The organism is Streptomyces sp. NBC_00028 (assembly GCF_045041065.1).
GTDB lineage: Bacteria > Actinomycetota > Actinomycetes > Streptomycetales > Streptomycetaceae > Streptomyces.
The window spans coordinates 7,324,603-7,347,209 of record NZ_CP108293.1 but is presented as its reverse complement, the minus strand read 5'-3'; the positions used below and the strand labels follow the sequence as shown (position 1 = coordinate 7,347,209).

Genomic DNA, 22,607 nt, shown 5'->3' with positions numbered 1-22,607 from the left:
AAGGGACGAGACTACGGGGTCGACAGGCTCCGCCCGCCCTCGGGGGCGGGGTATGTGCCGTTTCACTCCCCCGCGGGCGCGTGCTCGGCGGAGGTGCGGACGTCGATCTCGCGCCAGAACCCGGCCCGGATGGCATACCGGTCGTGTTCGTCGATCTGGTCGTCCTTGTGGGCGAGCAGTCCGAAGCGGGCGGCGTAGCGCAGCAGCTCACCGTCGATGCGGTGCGGGACGCGCGGGTACATGCCCGACAGCTTCTGTAGCTGGCCCTGGTCGCCGAGCCGCTCCATCCAGCGCCGGGCGAAGACCTGCCCCACCTCGTAGGGGTCGCCGCCGACGGTCGTGATGTCCTCCTCGCGGTCGGCCCAGCGCTGCTCGGCGGTGGTGAGCTGGGCGAGCGTGGGCATGGAGGCGACCTCGGGCGGTTCGGCGGCGCCGCCGGGCCGGTCGACCCAGCCCTTGTCGGAGGACCAGCGCAGGGTCGCGTTGGCGGGCTGCTGGGGCTGGACGCCGGGGGCGCGCAGGGCGGCGAGGTCCTTGGGCGTGGGCACGCCCTTGGGCGCGGGCACCCGCTCCTGGGTGCCGTTCTCCGAGGCGGCGGCGTGCTCGCCCTCCTCGGCGGAGCGCTCCGCGGCGGCGGCGTGCGCGGACTCGGGCAGCGGCGCGGACAGGATCGCGGCGATCTCGGGGCGGGGCGCCGGCGGCGGTGCGCAGATCCCGCCGAGATCCTTGGCGCGGACGGCCTTGGTGATCCAGATCCGGTCCAGGACGCGCCGTTCGTCGGCCTCGGCGACCAGGTCCTCGGACTGGTTGTAGTCGCCGTCGGCGGCCTGCACGGCCCACAGGTGTACGGCGACGCCGTGCTCCTTGGCGGCCATCATGCCGGGCAGCAGGTCGCCGTCGCCGGTGACGAGGACGATGTCGGAGCAGGCGCGGTTGCGGGCCAGCTCGGTGAGCTCGGCGTGCATGGCCGCGTCGACGCCCTTCTGCGCCCAGCGTCCGTCGCTGCGGGTCAGGGCGCCGAGCCGGACGGTGACGCGGGGCATGACCCGCAGGCGGCGGTGTTCGGGCTGGGGGACGCGGTCGGGGGCGCCGTCGAACCAGTAGATGCGCAGCAGCGGCCGTTCCGTGTCCGACTCCGCGCGTTCGCGCAGGCCCTGGATGAGGGCGGCGTGATCCACGGTGATGCGGGAGCGGGAGGGCTCTCCGGCGAGGAGACTGGCCGCCGCCCCCAGCAGATACCCGGCGTCCACCAGGACGATGCAGCGGTCCACGCGACTCACCCTCTTCCCGGGAGGTTTGCTTCGGGCTTCCTTCGAGTCTGCCCGACCGCGCGGAGGTTAACGGCCGGAACTCGATCTTCGGCGTGGCGTTTCGAGGCATCGCCGAGCGACAGCCCTTGTCACACACGGTAATTATCCGAAATGCGTTCTTTGTCAGCCTATGTGAATCTGGTCGCGGCCCTGGCCCCTAGATCCCCCTCAGGAGGCAGATCACCATGGCCAAGAACAAGAACCGTGACCGTAAGCAGCCGCAGTCCGAGCGTGGTCAGCAGCAGGCCCAGCAGTCCTCGATGGAGGCGCAGGCCGAGCAGCGCATGACCCAGGTGACTCCGGGTGACATGGCCCGCAAGGGCAAGCAGAAGCGCTTCGGTCACAACTGACATCTGCATAACGGGTTGTTGAGACCCACGGGTCCTTGAGACCCAGGCACACAGAGAGGGCGCGTCCGGACCCCCGGATGCGCCCTCTCGACGTACGCGTACGGCTAACCGGCCAGGCAGGACGGGCCGAGCAGGACCTTCAGGTCGCCGAAGAGCGCCGGGTCCGGCTTGACCCGGTGCCGGTCGAGGCGCAACACCGTGGTCTTGGTCGGGCCCTGGAGCTTGATCCGGACCTCGCTCTCGCCCTTGTGGTGGGTGAGGATCTCGCCGAGGCGGCTGATCATCGGCGGGGTGACCCGGGTCGCCGGGATGGTGAGGATCACGGGCGCGTTGGTGCCCGCGTTGGACAGGTCGGGGACCTGGAGCTCCATCGCGACGAGGCGGGGGACGTCCTCGCGCTTGTCGAGGCGGCCCTTGACGAACACCACGGCGTCCTCGACGAGTTGGGTCGACACCAGCTGGTAGGTCGCCGGGAAGAACATGCACTCGATGGAGCCGGCGAGGTCCTCGACGGTGGCGATCGCCCAGGCGTTGCCCTGCTTGGTCATCTTGCGCTGGAGGCCCGAGATGATGCCGCCGATGGTGACGACCGCGCCGTCCGCGTGCTCACCTCCGGTGAGCTGGGCGATGCCCGCGTCGGCCTTGTCGGACAGCACGTGCTCCAGGCCGAAGAGCGGGTGGTCGGAGACGTAGAGACCGAGCATCTCCCGCTCCTGGGCGAGCAGATAGGCCTTGTCCCACTCGTCGGTGGTGAACTCGACGTCGAGTCCGAAGCCGGGCTCGCTGGTCTCCTCCTCGCCCATGCCGCCGAAGAGGTCGAACTGGCCCTCGGCCTCCTTGCGCTTGACCTGCACCACGTTGTCGATCATCGGCTCGAAGTGCGCGGTGAGGCCCTTGCGGGTGTGCCCCATGGTGTCGAAGGCGCCCGCCTTGATCAGCGACTCCGTGGTGCGCTTGTTGCAGGCGACCGCCTCGACCTTGTCGAGGTAGTCGGGGAAGGAGGCGTACTTCCCCTTGGCCTTGCGGCTCCTGATGATCGACTCGACCACGTTGGTACCGACGTTGCGCACCGCTTCGAGGCCGAAGAGGATCACGTCGTCGCCCTGGGCGGCGAAGTTGTGCACCGACTCGTTCACGTTCGGCGGGAGCACCTTGATGCCCATGCGCCGGCACTCGTTGAGGTAGATCGCGGACTTGTCCTTGTCGTCCTTGACCGAGGTGAGCAGTCCGGCCATGTACTCGGCGGGGTGGTTCGCCTTGAGGTAGGCGGTCCAGTACGAGACCAGGCCGTACGCGGCGGAGTGCGCCTTGTTGAACGCGTAGCCGGCGAACGGGACCAGGACGTCCCACAGGGCCTGGATGGCCTCGTCGCTGTAGCCGTTCTTCTGGGCGCCGGCCTGGAAGATGGTGAAGTTCTTGGCCAGTTCCTCGGGCTTCTTCTTGCCCATCACGCGGCGCAGGATGTCGGCCTCGCCGAGCGAGTAACCGGCGATGATCTGGGCGGCCTTCTGCACCTGCTCCTGGTAGACGATCAGGCCGTAGGTGACGTCCAGGACCTCCCTGAGCGGCTCCTCCAGCTCGGGGTGGATCGGGGTGATCTCCTGGAGCTTGTTCTTGCGCAGCGCGTAGTTGGTGTGCGAGTCCATGCCCATCGGGCCCGGCCGGTACAGGGCCGAGACGGCGGAGATGTCCTCGAAGTTGTCGGGCTTCATCAGGCGCAGCAGGGAGCGCATGGGGCCGCCGTCGAACTGGAAGACGCCGAGCGTCTCACCGCGCTGGAGGAGTTCGAAGGTCTTGGGGTCGTCCAGCGGCAGGGCCAGCAGGTCGAGGTCGATGCCCTTGTTGGACTTCACCATCTTGACGGCGTCGTCCATGATCGTCAGGTTCCGCAGGCCGAGGAAGTCCATCTTCAGCAGGCCGAGCGACTCGCACTGCGGATAGTCCCACTGTGTGATGGTCACGCCGTCGGTGTGCCGCACCCAGATCGGGGCGTGGTCGACGATGGGCTCGCTGGACATGATCACGCCGGCCGCGTGCACACCCATCTGCCGGACCAGGCCCTCGACGCCCTTGGCGGTGTCGATGACCTTCTTCACGTCCGGTTCGTTCTCGTACATCGCGCGGATCTCGCCGGCCTCGCTGTAGCGCGGGTGCGAGGGGTTGGTGATGCCGTCGAGGTCGATGCCCTTGCCGAGGACGTCGGCGGGCATGGCCTTGGTGAGGCGGTCGCCCATCGCGTACGGGTAGCCCAGTACGCGCGCGGAGTCCTTGATCGCGTTCTTGGCCTTGATCTTGCCGTAGGTGCCGATCATGGCGACCTTGTCGGAGCCGTACTTCTCCGTCACGTACCTGATCACCTCGACGCGCCGACGCTCGTCGAAGTCGATGTCGACGTCGGGCATGGAGATGCGCTCGGGGTTGAGGAACCGCTCGAAGATCAGGCCGTGCGGGATCGGGTCGAGGTCGGTGATGCCCATGGCGTAGGCGACGATCGAACCGGCCGCGGAGCCTCGGCCCGGGCCGACCGCGATGCCCTGCTTCTTGGCCCACATGATGAAGTCGGCGACCACGAGGAAGTAGCCCGGGAAGCCCATCGAGATGATGGTGTCCATCTCGTACTCGACCTGCCTCATGCGGTCGTCCGGGATGCCGTCCGGGAAGCGGCGGGCCATGCCGCGCATGGTCTCCTCGCGGAACCAGGTGACCTCGGTGTAGCCCTCGGGGATGTCGAACTTCGGCATGAGGTTCTTGGCCTCGAACATGCCGGCGGTGTCGACCTGCTCGGCGACCAGGAGGGTGTTGCGGCAGCCCTCCTGCCAGGCGTCGGAGGAGTCGACGGCGTACATCTCGTCCGTGGACTTCAGGTAGTAGCCGGTGCCGTCGAACTTGAAGCGGTCCGGGTCGGAGAGGTTCTTGCCGGTCTGGATGCACAGCAGCGCGTCGTGGGCCGTCGCCTCGTGCGCGTACGTGTAGTGCGAGTCGTTGGTCACCAGCGGCGGGATGCCGAGCTTCTTGCCGATCTCCAGCAGGCCGTCACGGACCCGGTGCTCGATCTCGATGCCGTGGTCCATCAGCTCCAGGAAGTAGCGGTCCTTGCCGAAGATGTCCTGGTACTCGGCGGCCGACTTCAGGGCCTCGTCGAACTGGCCGAGGCGCAGCCGGGTCTGGAGCTCGCCGGAGGGGCAGCCGGTGGAGGCGATGAGGCCCTCGGACCACTGGGAGATGGTCTCCTTGTCCATCCGGGGCCACTTCTGGAGCCAGCCCTCGGCGTAGGCGTCCGAGGAGAGCTTGAAGAGGTTGTGCAGGCCCGTCGCGTTCGCCGCCCAGATCGTCTTGTGGGTGTAACCACCCGAACCGGAGACGTCGTCCCGCTTCTGGTGGGGCTGGCCCCACTGGATCTTGCGCTTGTTGCGCCGGGACTCGGGGGCGACATAGGCCTCGATGCCGATGATCGGCGTGACCCCGGCCTTCTTCGCGGTGTGGAAGAAGTCGTACGCCCCATGGAGGTTGCCGTGGTCGGACATGGCGATATGGGTCATGCCCATCTCGTTGCACGCGTCGAACATGTCCTTCAGCCGCGCGGCACCGTCCAGCAGGGAGTACTGGGTGTGGACGTGCAGGTGCGTGAACGGCGGCTTCGACACGGTTTGGCCTCCAGGGAAAACAGTCGGCGACGGCTGGCGCACAGTTCGGGGGACAGCTCGGAAGTCTATGCCTCGGCACTGACACTCCGGGGCCCGCCCCGCGTACCTTCACAGCGAGGGATTCCGTGGGCACTTTCGTCCGCTCCCGCCCGTTGAGACGACAGAAACGCTGTCGTACACATGCACCAGGAGGCACCCAGCGATGTCGGTACCGCAGCTCAACGACGAGCCTCGCGGCGAGGAGATCCTCGCCGTCTTCGACACCGCGTTCGGCGAGCTCCTGGCCGCCGACCCGGCCGCGTTCCGCGTGAAGTTCCGCAAGATGGCGGCCTCGGCGTTCGCGTTCTACCGGGGTACGGCGTGCCTGTTCTACAACGACCTCGAAGCGGACAAGCGAGGCGGCCCGTACCTGGACGAGCGCACCTCGCGTGTGTGGATCCACGGCGACCTGCACGCCGAGAACTTCGGCACGTACATGGACGCCAACGGCCGGCTGATCTTCAACGTCAACGACTTCGACGAGGCCTACGTCGGCCCCTTTACCTGGGACCTCAAGCGCTTCTCCGCCTCCATCGCCCTCATCGGGTACGCGAAGGCCCTCAGCGACGAGCAGATCACCGAGCTGGTGCGGGTGTACGCGGGCGCGTACCGCGAGCGCATCCACGCGCTGGCGACCGGCGCCAAGAGCGACGAGGTGCCGCCCTTCACCCTGGACACCGCCGAGGGCCCGCTCCTGGACGCGCTGCGCGACGCCCGCTCGCTGACCCGCTTCGGGCTCCTGGAGTCGATGACGGAGATCCGCGACTTCGAGCGCCGCTTCGCCCCGGGCGGCGGCTCCATCGAGCTGGACGCGGCCACCCGCTACAAGGTGCTGGCGGCCTTCGACGGCTACCTGGAGACCCTGCCGGAGACCTCGCTGGCCCGCCCGGACTCCTACCGGGTGAAGGACGTGGTCGGCCGGCGCGGGATCGGCATCGGCTCGGCGGGGCTCCCGTCGTACAACATCCTCCTGGAGGGCCACAGCGACGCGTTGGAGAACGACGTCGTGATCTACATCAAGCAGGCCCAGACCCCGGCCGTCTCCCGGCACATCACCGACCCGGCGATCCGCGGCTACTTCCAGCACGAGGGCCACCGCACGGTGATCTCCCAGCGCGCCCTCCAGGCGCACGCCGACCCGTGGCTGGGCTGGACCGAGCTGGACGGGGCGGGGCAGCTGGTCGCCGAGGTCTCGCCGTACGCGGTGGACCTGGACTGGGGCGACATCGACGACACGGAGGAGATCGCGGCGGTCGTCGCCGACCTCGGCCGGGCGACGGCCACCATGCACGCGGCGGCGGACGACCAGTCCGGCGAGTCCCTGGTGCCGTTCTCCACCGAGCGGGCCATCGACGCGGCGATCGCGGCGGACGAGGACGGCTTCGCGGAGCTCCTGGTCTCCTTCGCGCACGACTACGGCGCACGCGCGCGTACCGACCACCAGATCTTCGTCGACCTGTTCCGCAACGGCCGGATCCCGGGCCTGTAGAAAGGCCCACCGGCCGCATCCCTGTGGGATCGATAACGATAGGACGGCTCACAGGGACTTTTTAGGGCTCCCTTACGGGCCCGCGTGACACACTCTCTCCGCTATGGACATATCCGGGACCCAGCTACGAGCGCTCCGCGCGGCGCTGTTCACGGCACTCGTCGTGACGCTCAGCACCGCGTCGCACGTGCTGCTGTCCCGGGCCCCGCTCCCGCTGAACACGGTGGCCCTGGTCGCGGCCGCCGTGTTCGCCGTGGCGTACGCGCTGGCCGGCCGGGAGCGGAGCTTCGGGCGGATCGCCGCCCTGCTGGTCCCGCTGGAGCTGGCCGCGGACACGGCCCTCACCACCGGGCAGCACGTCTGTTACGGCGCCGCGGGCGGCCCCGTCGCCGGACCGCTGCGCTCGGTCGGCTGGGACGTGTTCTGCGGTGACGGCACCAGCGTCGGCAGCCCCCTGGCCCGCGTCACGGGCACCGACACCGACCGTCTCGCGACCCTTCTCGCCCACGCCGACCCGCAGGCCGCCTGGCTGCTGCTCGGCGCGCACATCGGCGTCGGTCTGCTGGCCGCCGGCTGGCTGCGCCGCGGCGAGCGCGCGCTGGCCCAGCTGCTCGGCGCGGTGACGGCGACGACGTTCCGCCCGCTGCTGCTGGCGGTCGCCGCGGTCGCGGTCCGCCGCACCCCGGCGCCGCGCCGCCCGCGACACCCCGGTCGCCGTACGGCCACCGCGCGCGACCGGATCCTCGTGCACTCCCTGGGACGGCGTGGACCGCCGTGCTCGGTCGCTTTCGCCTGACCCACCCGAACAGCACCGAGCACCACCACTCCCTCTTACGTATCCGCACACGACGTGTGCGCGTCCCCTTACGGAGATCACCCATGAGCAAGCGGAACAGCCAGGCGGCGAAGACGGCGGCGCGCGAGCGTCTGCGTCAGGAACGCGAGCGCCAGGCCAAGCGCGACAAGATCAAGCGGCAGGTCATCGTCGCCTGCTCCATAGTGGGCGTCCTCGCGATAGCCGGAGGCATCGGCTACGCCGTCGTCCAGAACAACAAGCCCGGCTACTGGGAAGACGCCAAGAACGACAAGCTCGTCAAGCCGGCCAACACCACCGGCACGAACGGCACGACCGTCGTCATCGGCAAGAGCAGCGCCAAGAAGACCCTCGTCATGTACGAGGACTCGCGCTGCCCGGTCTGCGCCCAGTTCGAGCAGACGGTCGGCCCGACCGTGAAGAAGGACCTCGACGCCGGCAAGTTCAAGATCCAGTACGTCGGCGCCACCTTCCTGGACGACAAGCTGACCGGCGAGGGCTCCAAGAACGCCCTCAGCGCGCTCGGCGCCGCGCTCAACGTCAGCCCCGAGGCCTTCCTCGAGTACAAGACCGCGATGTACTCGACGAAGTGGCACCCCGAGGAGACCGACGACAAGTTCAAGGACGACGCCTACCTCATCAAGGTTGCCAACACGGTCGACGCCCTGAAGAACAACAAGCAGTTCCAGAAGGACGTGAAGGACGGCACCTACGACAAGTGGGCGCTGGAGGAGTCCAAGCTCTTCGACAAGGCCGGCGTGGGCGGCACCCCGACCCTGCAGATGGACGGCAAGAACCTGACCGGCTCCGACGGCGAGAACGCGCCGATGACGGTGGCCGAGTTCAACACCGCGATCGAGGCGGCCCTGAAGGCCTGACCCAGGCCTTCGATCAAAGAGCGGGCGAACTTTCACCGGTTCGCCCGCTCTCGTTCATACCGATCAGTAACCTGATCGGTCGTGACCAGTAGACACAGAGCATCCGAGCGCCTCAACTCCCTGGCGCCACGCCGCCGTACGGTCGTCAAGGCCGCCGCCGCCACCGCGGGCGCCGTCCTCGTCGCGACCCCCTTCCCCGCCGGCGCCGCCGACGAGGCCCCCGCCTTCCTGCACGGCGTCGCCTCCGGCGACCCGCTTCCCGACGGCATCCTGCTGTGGACCCGGGTGACCCCCGTGGCCGCGGCGATACCCGGCTCCGGGCTCGGCCCGGACACCGAGGTGAGCTGGATCGTCGCCCTGGACAAGGCGTTCACGAACATCGTCGCCAAGGGCTCGGTCACCGCGACCGCCGCCTCCGACCACACCGTCAAGGCCGACGTGCGCGGCCTCGCCCCCGCCACGAACTACTGGTTCCGTTTCTCCGCGGGCGGCACCGACTCCCCGGCGGCGCGTACCCGCACCGCGCCGGCGGCGGACGCGGCCGTCACGGGCCTCCGCTTCGGCGTGGTCTCCTGCGCCAACTGGGAAGCCGGCTACTTCGCGTCGTACCGCCATCTCGCGGCCCGCGGCGACCTGGACGCCTGGCTCCATCTGGGCGACTACATCTACGAGTACGGCACCGGCGAGTACGGGACGCGCGACACCGTCGTACGGCAGCACGCGCCGACCCACGAGATCCTCAGCCTCGCCGACTACCGCGTCCGGCACGGGAAGTACAAGACCGACGCCGACCTTCAGGCGCTGCACGCGGTGGCCCCGGTCGTCGCGATCTGGGACGACCACGAGTTCGCCAACGACGCCTGGTCGGGCGGGGCCGAGAACCACACCGAGGGCACGGAGGGCGCCTGGGCCGCGCGCCAGGCGGCCGCCAAGCAGGCGTACTTCGAGTGGATGCCGGTGCGCCCGGCGATCGCGGGGACGACCTACCGTCGGCTGCGCTTCGGCAAGTTGGTCGACCTGTCCCTTCTCGACCTGCGGTCCTTCCGCTCGCAGCAGGTCTCCGTCGGGAACGGCTCGGTCGACGACCCGGACCGCACCCTCACCGGGCGGGCCCAACTGGACTGGCTGAAGGCGGGCCTGAAGTCCTCCGACACCACCTGGCGGCTGGTCGGCAACTCGGTGATGATCTCGCCGTTCGCGATCGGTTCGCTCTCCGCCGACCTGCTCAAGCCGCTCGCCAAGCTGCTGGGCCTGCCGCAGGAGGGCCTCGCCCTCAATACCGACCAGTGGGACGGCTACACGGACGACCGCCGTGAACTCCTGGCCCATCTGCGCGCGAACGCCATCCGCAACACCGTGTTCCTGACCGGTGACATCCACATGGCGTGGGCCAACGACGTGCCGGTGGACGCCGGTACGTACCCGCTGTCGGCCTCGGCCGCGACCGAGTTCGTCGTCACCTCGGTGACCTCGGACAACCTCGACGACCTCGTGAAGGTCCCCGAGGGTACGGTCTCCGCGGTCGCCGCGCCGATCATCAAGCTGGCCAACCGGCATGTCCACTGGGTCGACACCGACCGCCACGGCTACGGCGTCCTGGACATCACCGCCGACCGCGCGCAGATGGATTACTACGTCGTCTCCGACAAGACGAAGGCCAACGCGACCTCGTCCTGGGCCCGTTCCTACCGCACGAAGTCCGGCACCCAGAAGGTCGAACGGACTTACGACCCCGTGTAGTCAGGTTCCGGCCAACGGCGAGGGGCGCGGCCTGCGTTCGTATACGGCCGCGCCCCTTGGCCGGTCAGAAGGTGATCGAGAGGCATTTACAGGCTGGGCATGTACACGTAATCTCCGGGCGGCGGCCAGGAAGACCCCTGCGTCCGCTCTCCCCAACGCATCAGCTAGGAGTCAGCATGCGTGCGCTTGCCCGGATATCCCCTGTTATGCGCAGACGCCTTCTCGGCACGGCCGTGATGGCCGGAACCCTGATGCTCACCCCGTTGTCGGCACCCACCGGAATCGCCGCGGCCCAGACTCCGGCCGCCGACTGCGCCGACACCGACACTCACGCGGCGGCCCGCGAGTCCCGCCCGGGCAGCGGCAAGAACGTCGCCGAGCCCAACGAGGTCAGCACCGCCAAGGCCCAGGCGATGGACGCCGATCTGCGCGCCAAGCTCGACAAGCTGCCCTCGTCCGGCAGCCGCAGCCTCGCCGCCGCGGCCTCCACCAGCATCCCGGTGTACTTCCACGTCATCCACGACGGCGCCGCCGGCAACCTCAGCTCGTCCGCCATCACCGCCCAGCTGAACGTCCTGAACGCGGCCTACGCCGGCCAGGGCACCGGAAACGTCGACTCCGGCTACCAGTTCACGCTGGCCGGCACGGACTACACCGACAACGCCACCTGGTACAACGTCGGTTCCGGCTCCGCGGCGGAGAAGGCGATGAAGACCGCCCTGCGCAAGGGCGGCGCGAACGCCCTCAACATCTACACCGCCAACCTCGGCGGCGGCCTCCTCGGCTGGGCCACCTTCCCCAGCTCCTACAAGTCCAGCCCGTCCATGGACGGTGTCGTCATCCTCGACACGTCCCTGCCCGGCGGCTCGGCGACCAACTACAACGAGGGCGACACCGCCACCCACGAGGTCGGCCACTGGATGGGGCTGTACCACACCTTCCAGGGCGGCTGTAACGGCAACGGCGACTACGTCAGCGACACCCCGGCCGAGAAGAGCGCGGCCTACGAGTGCCCGACCGGCCGCGACAGCTGCACCAACAAGACCGGCGTCGACCCGATCCACAACTTCATGGACTACACGTACGACAACTGCATGTACCAGTTCACCTCGGGCCAGGTGACGCGCATGCAGCAGAGCTTCGCGGCCTACCGCGCCGCGGGCTGAGCCGGCTGACCTAGAGGGTCTCCAGGAAGCCGAGCGCCACCCGCCAGGTGGCCTCGGCGGCCTCCTCGTCGTAGTCGGGCAGGTCGGGGTCGGTGTAGAGGTGGCCGGCCCCGGCGTACCGGTAGATCTCCACGTCCGCGCCCGCACGGCCCATCTGGAGATACCAGGAACTCAGCCAGTCGTCCGTCTCGAACTGGTCCGGCTCGGCGACATGCAGCTGGACCGGCAGCTCGTCCACGGCCGCGTTGGCCGCGATGTCCGAGGTGCCGTGCAGAAGCAGCAGCCCGCGCGCCTTGTCGTCGCCGAGGGCGAGGGTCTGCGCGACGGAAGCGCCGAACGAGAACCCGGCGTAGACGAGCCCCCGCTCCGAATAGGGCGCGGCGGCCAGCACGGCACGCTTCAGCAGCTCGTCCTTGCCGATGCTGTCCTTGAACTCCATGCCCTCCTCGACCGTCTCGAACGTGCTGCCCTCGAAGAGGTCCGGCGTCCAGACCTGGTGTCCGGCGGCGCGCAGCCGGTCCGCCGCCGCGCGCACCGCGGGCCGCAGACCGTACGTCGAGTGAAAGAGCATGATGTTCATGAGCCCCATCGTGCCAGTACGGTCGGAGGCATGGAGAACGTACTGCGCCCGCTGATCGTCGTCGGTGGCTCGGTCGTGCTCACGCTTCTCATCGGCTGGGCCACCGATCTGCTGATGCGCAAGGCCGACCAACGGCAGAGCGAGACCCCCCTGTGGGGTCTGCTGCGCCGCGGCCGCATCCCCTACCAGCTCGTCATCTTCGCGGCCCTGCTCAGAGGGTCGTACGACGAGGCACGGGTGCTGGTGGAGCACCGGGTCGGTATCGGCCGGACCCTGACGCTGGTCCTCATCGGGGCGACGGCATGGCTGATGATCCGGATCGCGGCGGCGGTCGTCGAGACGACGTACACGCGCTACTCCCGCGCCCAGCGCGATCCCGCGCGGGTCCGCCGGGTCCGTACCCAGGTGACTCTCATCACACGGGTGGTCACCGCGGTCGTCGCCGTCGTGGCAACCGCCGCGATGCTGCTGACGTTCCCGGCGATGCGCGCGGCCGGTGCCTCACTGCTGGCCTCGGCCGGCATTCTCGGCATCGTCGCCGGTGTCGCGGCGCAGTCCACGCTGAGCAACATGTTCGCGGGGCTGCAGATCGCGTTCGGCGACATGGTCCGCATAGGGGACACGGTCGTGGTGGACGGCGAATGGGGCACGGTCGAGGAGATCACCCTCACGTTCCTGACGGTCAGGACCTGGGACGAGCGCCGGATCACCATGCCTGTGTCGTACTTCACCTCGAAGCCCTTCGAGAACTGGTCGCGCGGCGGGGCCCAGATGACCGGCATCGTCTACTGGCATCTGGACCACTCGGCGCCGATGGAGGCGATGCGCGAGAAGCTCCGCGACATCCTCCGCGAGTGCCCGGCGTGGGACGGCCGCGCCTGTGATCTGACGGTCACGGACTCGACGCCCAACACCATGCAGGTGCGGGCCCTGGTGACCGCCAAGGACGCCGACGACATCTGGAAGGTGCGGGTCACGGTCCGCGAGCAGATGATCCGCTGGCTGACCGCCCGCCACCCCTACGCCCTGCCCCGCGTCAACACGGCCGACTCGGCCCTGCCCCCGGGCTCCAACGGCGCCCGCCCGTCCGCCTCCCCGGACGGCGCGCCCCGCCGGATGCACGAGCCCCCGAGGCAGAGCCGCTGACCATCGATTGCCCCGCTCGGCGCGCCCGTTGACCTGCAAGATCTGCGACGTGCTGCACCCACCCGGGGGGCGACCCCCGGGCCCCCAGCAGAACAGACGCCTCAACGCCCCCGCTCGGCGCCCCCGTTGACCTGCAAGACCTGCGAGGTCACATGGCCGGCGCCGGGCGAGGCCAGCCAGTGCAGCGTCTCCGCGATGTCCCCGGGGTTCCCGGCGCGGCCGTTGGCGGTGTCGTCGATGAGCCGCTCGCGCCGGGCGGGGTCGATGGCACCGCCGAAGAACTCGGTGTCCTCGATGTAGCCGGGCGCGACGACGTTCACGGTGATGCCGCGCGGGCCGAGATCCCGCGCCAGATCATGGGCGTACGGATGGAGCCCGGCCTTGGCCGCCGCGTACGCCCCGCTCCCCGACCCCCGGTAGGCGGCGATGGAGCTGACGAACAGCACCCGCCCGCCCGGCGAGGCGAGCCGGTCCTTGAGGGCCTCGGTGAGCAGCGCGGCGGTCAGCAGATTGAGCCGGAAGTTGACGGTCCAGTTGTGCGCGACGGCGTCCAGCGGATCGTCACCGGTGACGGCGGGTTCGAGCTGTCCGGTCCCGCCGGCACTGTGGACCAGGACATCCACGGCCCCGAGCTCCCGCCCGACGAACTCGGCCACCCCGCGCACATCGGCCGTGTCACTGAGATCGGCGGCATACGTCAGCGCCCCGGGCACCCCGGCCTGCTCCAGCACTTCCTTGCGCCGCCCGAGGAGCAGCACTCGATCCCCGTCCGCCGCGAAGACACGGGCCGCGGCGAGCCCGATTCCCGTTCCACCACCACTGATCACCACGTTGCGAGCCATGAACCCACCCTAAAAAGGGGCGGTGGCTCCCGTCATCCGTGTTCACACGAAGGTCATACGACTGCCAGGTCAGCGCAGACTGCGCACGTCGAGGTGCCTCAACACCCGGTCCACCACCTCCGGATCCGCCCCCGGCTCACTGCGCGCCGCCATCACCTCGTGCCGCGCCGCGCTCATCATCTCGCCCTGGATACGCCGCACCCGCTTCAACCGCTTCACCCGCTGCTGATGCGCCTCGCGCCGCTCCTCGTCCCCCATGTCGGGACTGATCCGCACGCCGATGTCGAAGGCCCGCCGCAGCATCTGCTCGGACAGCTCCTCCGGCAGCTCCTCGACGTCCTCGATCTCCTTCAGCCGCCGCTTGGCGGCCTTGGCGGCGCGGATGGCGAGGGTCTTCTCGAACTCCTTCTCCCGCGCGGTGTCAGCCTTCACGCCGAGCTTCTTGACCAGCCACGGCAGGGTCAGCCCCTGGAGCACGAGGGTGGCCATGATGACGCCGAACGCGATGAACACGATCTCGTCCCGGTCGGGGAAGGCGCCCCCGTCGTCGGTCTTCAGCGGGATCGCCAGCGCCAAGGCCACGGACGCCACTCCCCGCATCCCCGACCACCACATGACGACGGTCTCCCGCCAGGTCATCGGGATCTCCTCGTCGTAGTCCTGCTTCGCGTGCAGCCGCTTGGCGACCCAGGTCGCGGGCAGCAGCCACAGCAGGCGTACGAGGACGACGACCGCGACGATCGTGGCGGCCCAGCCGAGCATCTCGCCCCACCGCCCGGACGCGGTACGGACGGCGTTGTGCAGTTCGAGGCCGATCAGCCCGAAGGCGACGCCGGTGACGAGCGTGTCGACGATGTCCCAGAAGGTGTGCCCGGCCAGCCGGGTGGCCACGTCGTCGGGGTCGGTGGCGTACTCGGCGAGGAACAGCGCGGTGGTGAGCACCGCGAGCACCCCGGAGCCGTGCAGTTCCTCGGCCATGACGTAGGAGGCGTACGGCACCAGGAGCGTGAGGCCGATCTGGAGGGTCGTGTCGTCGAGCAGGTCCATCAGCTTGTTGGCGCACCAGCCGAGGACCACCCCCACGACGAGAGCGACGACCGCGGACAGCACCAGCTCAAGCGCGGCCTCGCCGACGTGGAAGGAGCCACTGACGGCCGCGGCAATCGCCACGTGGTACAGCACGATCGCCGTGACGTCGTTGAAGAGCCCCTCGCCCTCCAGGATCGACACCAGCCGCCGCGGCAGCCCCAGTTGTCCGGCTACGGCGGTCGCCGCGACCGGGTCGGGCGGCGCGACCAGCGCGCCGAGCGCCACGGCGGCGGCGATCGGCAGCCCCGGCACGATCGCCTGGGCGACGGCGGCCACGCACAGGGTGGTGACGAACACCAGCGCCACGGCCAGCAGCAGGATCGGCCGTACGTTGGCCGCGAACTGCCGCCAGGAGGTGCGGCGTACGGCCGCGTAGAGCAGCGGCGGCAGCAGGAGCGGCAGGATGAGATCGGGCGCGACGTCGACGTTGGGCACGAAGTCGAGCAGCGCGAGGACGATGCCGAGGAGCGTCATGAGCACCGGCGCCGGCAATTTGAACCGGTCCCCCACCGGGACGCTCACCACGGCCCCGAGCAACAGCATGAACAGCAGGGCCAACTGATCCACGGTCAGGCTCCGGCGGGTCGGACGAGCAGGAATCTCCAGCCATCCAGCCTGCCATGACGGCCACGCCGATCAGTTACAGCGCGCGCCGCATCCCCTGGTGCGGAATCTCCGCCTCCAGGTACTCGGGCCCGTACGCCTCGTACCCGAGCCGCTCGTAGAACCCCAGCGCGTGCGTCTGCGCGTGCAGATCCACCGCCGCGAGCCCCCGCGCGCGTGCCGCGTCCTCGATGGCCCGTACGAGCGCCACGCCGACGCCGAGACCGCGCGCCTCCTCGGCGACCGCGAGCCGTCCCAGCGAACCCAGGGTGAGATCGCCGCCGACCTTCTCGGCGGCCCGGGGACCGAACAGCAGCCGCCCGGTGCCCAGCGCCATCCCGTCGTCCCGCACGGCCAGCACATGCACCGCCACGGCGTCGTACGCGTCGTACTCCAGGTCCTCGGGGACGCCCTGCTCGACGACGAAGACCTGCTTGCGCACGGCGAAGCACATCTCCCGGTCGGCGGGGTCCTCGGCGACCCGCACGGTGTACGACGGCCGGCTCACGCGTACGTCTCCTCGCGGACCTGGTCGAGGGCCTGCTGGAGGTCCTCCGGGTAGTCGCTGGCGAACTCGACCCACTGCCCGTCCCCGGGGTGCTCGAAGCCCAGGCGGACCGCGTGCAGCCACTGCCGGGTCAGACGCAGCCGCTTGGCGAGGGTCGGGTCGGCGCCGTAGGTGAGGTCGCCGACGCAGGGGTGGCGGTGGGCGGCCATGTGGACGCGGATCTGGTGGGTGCGGCCCGTCTCCAGCTTCACGTCGAGCAGGGAGGCCGCGCGGAACGCCTCGATGAGGTCGTAGTGCGTGATCGACGCCTTGCCCTCGGCGGTGACCGCCCACTTGTAGTCGTGGTTCGGGTGGCGGCCGATGGGGGCGTCGATGGTGCCGCTCGTCGGGTCCGGGTGGCCCTGGACGAGGGTGTGGTAGCGCTTGTCGACCGTGCGCTCCTTGAACTGGCGCTTGAGCGAGGTGTACGCGCGCTCGGACTTGGCGACCACCATCAGGCCCGAGGTGCCGACGTCGAGGCGGTGCACGATGCCCTGGCGCTCAGCGGCGCCGGAGGTCGAGATGCGGTACCCGGCAGCGGCGAGGCCGCCGATGACGGTCGGTCCTGTCCAGCCGGGCGACGGATGGGCGGCGACCCCTACGGGCTTGACGATGACGACCACGTCGTCGTCGTCATGGATGATCTCCATGCCCTCGACCGGCTCGGCGACGATCTGAACGGGCGCGGGCGCGCCGGGCATCTCGACCTCCAGCCAGGCACCGCCGTGCACGCGCTCGGACTTGCCGACCACGGCCCCGTCGACCTGGACCTTGCCCGCCGCCGCCAGCTCGGCCGCCTTGGTGCGGGAGAAGCCGAACATCCGGGAGATGGCGGCGTCGACGCGCTCGCCCTCCAGGCCGTCCGGCACGGGCAGGGTTCGGATCTCGGGAATCGTGCTCACCCGTCGAGTATGCCGGACCGGATCCGGCACCCCGCACGAGCCTGTGGAAAACCGGGGCTCAGTCCTTGTGGACGGTGCCGTCCGGGTCGAGGCCCTTGAAGGACAGCAGCACGATCAGGATGCCGCCGCACACGATCGCCGAGTCGGCCAGGTTGAACACCGCGAAGTGCTTCGGCGCGATGAAGTCGACGACCGCGCCCTCGAAGACGCCGGGCGAGCGGAAGATCCGGTCGGTGAGGTTGCCGAGCGCTCCGCCCAGCAGCAGGCCGAGGGCGATCGCCCAGGGCAGGCTGTAGAGCTTGCGGGCGAGGCGGGCGATGACCACGATCACGGCCGCCGCGATCACCGTGAAGATCACGGTGAAGGCCTCGCCGAAGCCGAAGGCGGCGCCCGCGTTGCGGATCGCCTCGAACTTCAGCCAGTCCCCGATGATCTCGATCGGCGCGTGGTGCTCCAGCTTGGCCACGACGAGCAGCTTGCTGCCGAGGTCGAGGAGGTACGCGAAAGCGGCGACGGCGAACAGCACGGCGATCCGGCGCTTGCCCCTGGGCCGGGGCCGCTCCTCGACGCCCTCCTGCCCGACTGCCCGCTCCGGCTCGGCCCCGCCCCCCTCAGGGGTGTCCGGCGTACCGATCATGCGCTCCGCTTCGGTCACGTGAGTCCCTCAACCTAGGTGCCTGACTGAGGACGAGGGTACGGCACACCCCTGCGGGCCCTCAGTACCGGCGTTCCTGCTTCTGCTTGCACTCGACGCACAGGGTCGCGCGCGGGAACGCCTGCATCCGCGCCTTGCCGATCGGGTTGCCGCAGTTCTCGCACAGCCCGTAGGTACCCGCGTCGAGCCGGTCCAGTGCCCGCTCGGTCTGTTCGAGCATCTCGCGCGCGTTGGCCGCGAGGGCCATCTCGTGCTCGCGCGTGATGTTCTTGGTGCCGGTGTCGGCCTCGTCGTCGCCCGCGCCGTCCCCGGAGTCCCGCATCAGGCCCGCCAGGGACTCCTCGGACGTCGTGATCTCGGCGCCCAGCCGCAGCGCCTCGGACTGCAGCTCGGCGCGCGCCTCCGCGACCTCCTCCGGGGTCCAGGGGTCCTCGCCGGGGCGGACCGCGAGCTCACCCGGCTCCGCCGCGGCGAGGCGTGCCTTGGGGACGGCCGTCTTCGCCGCCGTGGCCGTGCCAGGAGTCTTCTTCGCAACCACTGTCGTGGCTCCCGTCTGCTTCGCGGCCTGCGCCGCGCCCGCCTTCTTGGCCGTCTTCCCGGCCGCGCTCTCGTCGGCCGCACTCTTCGTGGAGGTGCTCTTCGTGCTTTTCGTGCTCTTCGTGGTCTTCGAGGTGGTGCTCTTCGCGGCAGCGGTCTTCCTGGCGGCCGTCTTCTTCACCGCCGCCTTCTCCCCCGGCGTCTCCGCCGTCTCCGCCGCCTTCGTCGCGGCGGTCTTCCTGGCCGTTGCCTTCTTGCTCACGGCCTTCTTGGCCGTCGGCTTCTTGGCGGCCGCCCCCACCGCCTTCTTCCCGTCCACGTCCTTGGCCGCACCGCCGGAGGCATGTGTGGATCTGCCCGACGCCGACTTCTGATCGGCGGTCTTCTTCGCCACCATGGCCGCGGCCCCTTCACATATTGTGATCTTGCACGCGAATCGTGCTGGGACGATAAATCGACTTGAGTCCCGCGGCAACGGGGCGCACCGCCCGATTCGCCCGCCTCACGCAGAGAGCACGCCAGGCATGCAAGCGTTGTGCCCAGCTCCCCGCCGGGTAATCCGCCGGATCGCACGTCCCGGAATCCGAACACGCGTACCGCTCCATTCGGGTCACCCCGAGGCCCTCGACGCCCCCGCTCCCGGGCCCGGAAAATCCGGTCGGCCGCTGTCCGCGCGGCGCCGTACACTGGGCGGAGCGAAAAGCGTGGATGGGGACGAGTAGCGGCGTACGCAGCCCAGAGCGACCCGGGGACGGTGGAAGCCCGGGGGCGAGCGCGACGTGAAGATCACCCCGGAGCCGCCGGAAGAAAGCCCTCCAGGGCCAGTAGACCCGGCATCGCGACCCCAATGAGGGGGCTCACCGGTGTGTACGGCGCACAGGGGAGCCAAGGAGGGTGGTACCGCGGGAGCGCGCCGACACCGGCGTACGGAAAGACAAGCTCTCGTCCCTCCGGACGGAAGGCAGCAAGTCCGCCGGAGGAAGCTCGCTGATGACAACGCCGCAGTACCGCCAGGTGCCCGCCCAGGTCGACCTGCCCGCCCTCGAGCACGCCGTGCTCGACTTCTGGCGCGAGCAGAAGATCTTCGCCAAGTCCCTGGAGCAGTCCGAGGGCCGCCCCGAATGGGTGTTCTACGAGGGCCCGCCCACCGCCAACGGCATGCCCGGCGCCCACCACATCGAGGCCCGCGTCTTCAAGGACGTCTTCCCCCGCTTCCGCACCATGCGCGGCTACCACGTGGCCCGCAAGGCCGGCTGGGACTGCCACGGCCTCCCGGTCGAGCTCGCGGTGGAGAAGGAGCTCGGCTTCAGCGGCAAGCAGGACATCGAGGCGTATGGCATCGCCGAGTTCAACGCCCGCTGCCGCGACTCCGTCTTGCGCCACACCGACGCGTTCTCCGAGCTGACGACCCGCATGGGCTACTGGGTCGACCTGGACGACGCCTACGTCACGATGGACCCCGAGTACATCGAATCGGTCTGGTGGTCGCTCAAGGAGATCTTCAACAAGGACCTGCTGGTCCAGGACCACCGCGTCGCCCCGTGGTGCCCCCGCTGCGGCACCGGCCTCTCGGACCACGAGCTGGCGCAGGGCTACGAGACGGTCGTCGACCCGTCCGTGTACGTCCGCTTCCCGCTCACCTCCGGCCCGCTCGCCGGCGAGGCCGCGCTCCTGGTCTGGACGACGACCCCCTGGACGCTGGTGTCCAACACGGCGGTCGCCGCCCACCCCGACGTCACCTACGTCGTCGCCACGAACGGCGAGGAGAAGGTCGTCGTCGCCGAGCCGCTCGTCGGCAAGGCGCTCGGCGAGGGCTGGGAGACCACCGGCCGGTCCTTCACGGGCACCGAGATGGAGCGCTGGACGTATCAGCGTCCGTTCGAGCTCGTGGAGTTCCCCGAGCCCGCCCACTACGTGGTGAACGCGGAGTACGTCACGACCGAGGACGGCACGGGTCTGGTCCACCAGTCCCCCGCCTTCGGTGAGGACGACCTCAAGGTCTGCCGCGCCTACGGCCTCCCGGTCGTGAACCCGGTCCGCCCCGACGGCACCTTCGAGGAGGACGTCCCCCTCGTAGGCGGCGTCTTCTTCAAGAAGGCCGACGAGAAGCTCACGGAAGACCTCCACGACCGCGGCCTCCTCTTCAAGCACATCCCGTACGAGCACAGCTACCCCCACTGCTGGCGCTGCCACACCGCGCTGCTCTACTACGCGCAGCCGTCCTGGTACATCCGCACCACGGCCATCAAGGACCGTCTCCTCCAGGAGAACGAGAACACCAACTGGTTCCCGGACACGGTCAAGCACGGCCGGTACGGCGACTGGCTGAACAACAACATCGACTGGGCGCTGTCCCGCAACCGCTACTGGGGCACCCCGCTGCCGATCTGGCGCTGCGAGGACGACCACCTCACCTGCGTCGGCTCCCGCGCGGAGCTCACCGAGCTGACGGGCACGGACCAGTCGAACCTGGACCCGCACCGCCCGTTCATCGACGACGTCACCTTCGCCTGCCCCAAGGACGCCTGCGGCAGGACGGCCACGCGCGTGCCCGAGGTCATCGACGCCTGGTACGACTCGGGTTCGATGCCGTTCGCGCAGTGGGGCTACCCGTACAAGAACAAGGAACTCTTCGAGTCCCGCTACCCGGCCCAGTTCATCAGCGAGGCCATCGACCAGACCCGCGGCTGGTTCTACACCCTGATGGCCGTCGGCACCCTGGTCTTCGACAAGTCGTCGTACGAGAACGTCGTCTGCCTCGGCCACATCCTCGCCGAGGACGGCCGCAAGATGTCCAAGCACCTGGGCAACATCCTTCAGCCGATCCCGCTGATGGACCAGCACGGCGCCGACGCGGTCCGCTGGTTCATGGCGGCCGGCGGCTCCCCGTGGGCGGCCCGCCGCGTGGGCCACGGCACCATCCAGGAGGTCGTCCGCAAGACGCTCCTCACGTACTGGAACACGGTCGCCTTCCAGGCCCTGTACGCCCGTACGTCCAACTGGGCCCCGTCCGCGGCCGACCCGGCCCCGGCCGACCGCCCGGTCCTCGACCGCTGGCTGCTGTCCGAACTCCACGCGCTCACCGACCAGGTGACGCAGGCTCTGGAGGCGTACGACACCCAGCGCGCCGGCAAGCTCCTCTCGGCGTTCGTCGACGACCTGTCCAACTGGTACGTCCGCCGCTCGCGTCGCCGCTTCTGGCAGGGCGACAAGGCCGCGCTGCGCACGCTGCACGAGGTCGTCGAGACGGTGACGAGGCTGATGGCCCCGCTGACCCCGTTCATCACCGAGCGGGTCTGGCAGGACCTGGTCGTCCCGGTGACCCCGGGCGCGCCCGAGTCGGTCCACCTGGCCGAGTGGCCGGAGGCCGATCTCGCCGCCATCGACCCGGAGTTGTCGCGGCAGATGGTCCTCGTCCGCCGGCTCGTCGAGCTGGGCCGAGCCACGCGCGCGGAGTCGGGCGTGAAGACCCGTCAGCCGCTGAGGCGCGCGCTGGTCGCGGTGACCGGCTTCGACACTCTCAACCCCGAACTGCACGCACAGATCACGGAAGAGCTGAACGTCGAGTCCCTGGCGTCCCTCTCCGAGGTCGGCGGCAGCCTGGTCGACACCACCGCCAAGGCCAACTTCCGCGCCCTGGGCAAGCGGTTCGGCAAGCGGGTCCAGGACGTGGCGAAGGCGGTGGCCAACGCGGACGCGGCGGTCCTCTCCCTCGCCCTTCGCGAGGGCACGGCCTCGGTCGAGGTCGACGGCGAGACCATCACGCTCGCTCCCGACGAGGTCATCATCACGGAGACCCCGCGCGAGGGCTGGTCGGTCGCCTCCGACTCCGGTGCGACGGTCGCCCTGGACCTGGAGATCACGGAGGAGCTCCGCCAGGCGGGCCTCGCCCGTGACGCGATCCGCCTGATCCAGGAGGCCCGCAAGAACAGCGGCCTGGACGTAGCCGACCGCATCGCGCTGCGCTGGACGTCCACGGACCCGGCGGTCATCGCGGCCCTGACGGAACACGCAGGCCTGATCGCCGACGAGGTCCTGTCGACGGACTTCAACCAGGGCGAGGCAGACGCCACATACGGCGAGACCTTCACCGACGAGGGCCTGTCCCTGACGTTCCGCCTGCGCAAGGCGTAAGCGCGCGGCTTATGAAGGCCCGGTCTCCCCGCGTGGGGAGACCGGGCCTTCGCCATGAAACGGCCGCCAGCTGCACCAACCTAGGGGCGCGGGGAACTGCGCGACCAGCCACATCGAACCCGCAGCCGCCAGCCGACCTGAC

17 protein-coding genes are annotated in these 22,607 nt (G+C 69.6%); 8 read left to right on the top strand and 9 right to left on the bottom strand.

Annotation, left to right across the window (positions count from 1 at the left end; genetic code table 11):
- Positions 1-62: 62 nt before the first annotated feature.
- Positions 63-1,271 carry an NYN domain-containing protein gene (locus OG885_RS33030; protein ID WP_405737893.1) on the bottom strand — a complete coding sequence of 403 codons (1,209 nt, stop codon included), beginning with the start codon at positions 1,269-1,271 and terminating at the stop codon, positions 63-65.
- Positions 1,272-1,495: 224 nt separating this feature from the next.
- On the opposite strand from OG885_RS33030, the gene OG885_RS33025 reads away from it, so the two are divergent.
- On the top strand, positions 1,496-1,660 hold the full coding sequence (locus tag OG885_RS33025) for a hypothetical protein (RefSeq protein ID WP_165951132.1): 165 nt from the start codon (positions 1,496-1,498) through the stop codon (positions 1,658-1,660).
- Between the two features lie 104 nt (positions 1,661-1,764).
- Here OG885_RS33025 and dnaE read toward each other — a convergent pair whose 3' ends face one another.
- Positions 1,765-5,304, bottom strand: coding sequence for a DNA polymerase III subunit alpha (gene dnaE / locus OG885_RS33020; protein ID WP_405737892.1), 3,540 nt, complete (start codon positions 5,302-5,304; stop codon positions 1,765-1,767).
- A 202-nt stretch (positions 5,305-5,506) separates the two neighbouring features.
- Here dnaE and OG885_RS33015 point away from each other — a divergent pair, with 202 nt between their 5' ends.
- The 5 genes from OG885_RS33015 (at position 5,507) to OG885_RS32995 (ending at position 11,430) form a co-directional block, all read left to right on the top strand.
- Positions 5,507-6,832 carry a DUF2252 domain-containing protein gene (locus OG885_RS33015; RefSeq protein WP_405737891.1) on the top strand — a complete coding sequence of 442 codons (1,326 nt, stop codon included), beginning with the start codon at positions 5,507-5,509 and terminating at the stop codon, positions 6,830-6,832.
- A gap of 103 nt (positions 6,833-6,935) precedes the next feature.
- Positions 6,936-7,628 carry a hypothetical protein gene (locus OG885_RS33010; RefSeq protein ID WP_399959244.1) on the top strand — a complete coding sequence of 231 codons (693 nt, stop codon included), beginning with the start codon at positions 6,936-6,938 and terminating at the stop codon, positions 7,626-7,628.
- A gap of 83 nt (positions 7,629-7,711) precedes the next feature.
- Entirely contained in the window at positions 7,712-8,524 is an 813-nt protein-coding gene (locus OG885_RS33005) for a DsbA family protein (protein WP_405737890.1), read from the top strand.
- 81 nt (positions 8,525-8,605) lie between these two features.
- On the top strand, positions 8,606-10,264 hold the full coding sequence (locus OG885_RS33000; protein ID WP_405737889.1) for an alkaline phosphatase D family protein: 1,659 nt from the start codon (positions 8,606-8,608) through the stop codon (positions 10,262-10,264).
- 176 nt (positions 10,265-10,440) lie between these two features.
- Entirely contained in the window at positions 10,441-11,430 is a 990-nt protein-coding gene (locus tag OG885_RS32995; protein ID WP_405737888.1) for a zinc metalloprotease, read from the top strand.
- Positions 11,431-11,440: 10 nt separating this feature from the next.
- Here the strand turns inward: OG885_RS32995 and OG885_RS32990 are convergent, their stop codons facing one another.
- The gene (locus OG885_RS32990) at positions 11,441-12,010 is read right to left on the bottom strand and encodes a dienelactone hydrolase family protein (RefSeq protein WP_405737887.1); all 570 of its coding nucleotides are present in this window, start codon (positions 12,008-12,010) and stop codon (positions 11,441-11,443) included.
- A 30-nt stretch (positions 12,011-12,040) separates the two neighbouring features.
- Here OG885_RS32990 and OG885_RS32985 point away from each other — a divergent pair, with 30 nt between their 5' ends.
- Positions 12,041-13,156, top strand: coding sequence for a mechanosensitive ion channel family protein (locus OG885_RS32985; protein WP_399959254.1), 1,116 nt, complete (start codon positions 12,041-12,043; stop codon positions 13,154-13,156).
- Positions 13,157-13,257: 101 nt separating this feature from the next.
- Here the strand turns inward: OG885_RS32985 and OG885_RS32980 are convergent, their stop codons facing one another.
- The 6 genes from OG885_RS32980 to OG885_RS32955 form a co-directional block, all read right to left on the bottom strand.
- Positions 13,258-13,998 carry an SDR family NAD(P)-dependent oxidoreductase gene (locus tag OG885_RS32980; RefSeq protein ID WP_405737886.1) on the bottom strand — a complete coding sequence of 247 codons (741 nt, stop codon included), beginning with the start codon at positions 13,996-13,998 and terminating at the stop codon, positions 13,258-13,260.
- A gap of 69 nt (positions 13,999-14,067) precedes the next feature.
- On the bottom strand, positions 14,068-15,654 hold the full coding sequence (locus tag OG885_RS32975) for a Na+/H+ antiporter (RefSeq protein WP_405737885.1): 1,587 nt from the start codon (positions 15,652-15,654) through the stop codon (positions 14,068-14,070).
- Between the two features lie 73 nt (positions 15,655-15,727).
- Positions 15,728-16,198 carry a GNAT family N-acetyltransferase gene (locus OG885_RS32970; protein WP_405737884.1) on the bottom strand — a complete coding sequence of 157 codons (471 nt, stop codon included), beginning with the start codon at positions 16,196-16,198 and terminating at the stop codon, positions 15,728-15,730.
- Positions 16,195-17,139 (bottom strand): RluA family pseudouridine synthase, encoded by a 945-nt coding sequence (locus OG885_RS32965; RefSeq protein WP_399959262.1) that lies wholly within the window; start codon positions 17,137-17,139, stop codon positions 16,195-16,197. Before OG885_RS32965 ends, OG885_RS32970 begins: the two co-directional genes overlap by 4 nt.
- Before the next feature lie 58 nt (positions 17,140-17,197).
- Complete coding sequence (gene lspA, locus OG885_RS32960; RefSeq protein ID WP_405737883.1) at positions 17,198-17,794, bottom strand: signal peptidase II; 597 nt, start codon at positions 17,792-17,794, stop codon at positions 17,198-17,200.
- Positions 17,795-17,855: 61 nt separating this feature from the next.
- Positions 17,856-18,728: a TraR/DksA family transcriptional regulator gene (locus OG885_RS32955; protein ID WP_405737882.1), complete on the bottom strand. Its 873-nt coding sequence runs from the start codon at positions 18,726-18,728 to the stop codon at positions 17,856-17,858.
- Between the two features lie 593 nt (positions 18,729-19,321).
- On the opposite strand from OG885_RS32955, the gene ileS reads away from it, so the two are divergent.
- A complete protein-coding gene (gene ileS / locus OG885_RS32950) occupies positions 19,322-22,465 on the top strand; it encodes an isoleucine--tRNA ligase (protein ID WP_405737881.1) in 3,144 nt (1,047 codons plus the stop codon).
- The last annotated feature ends 142 nt before the right edge of the window (positions 22,466-22,607 follow it).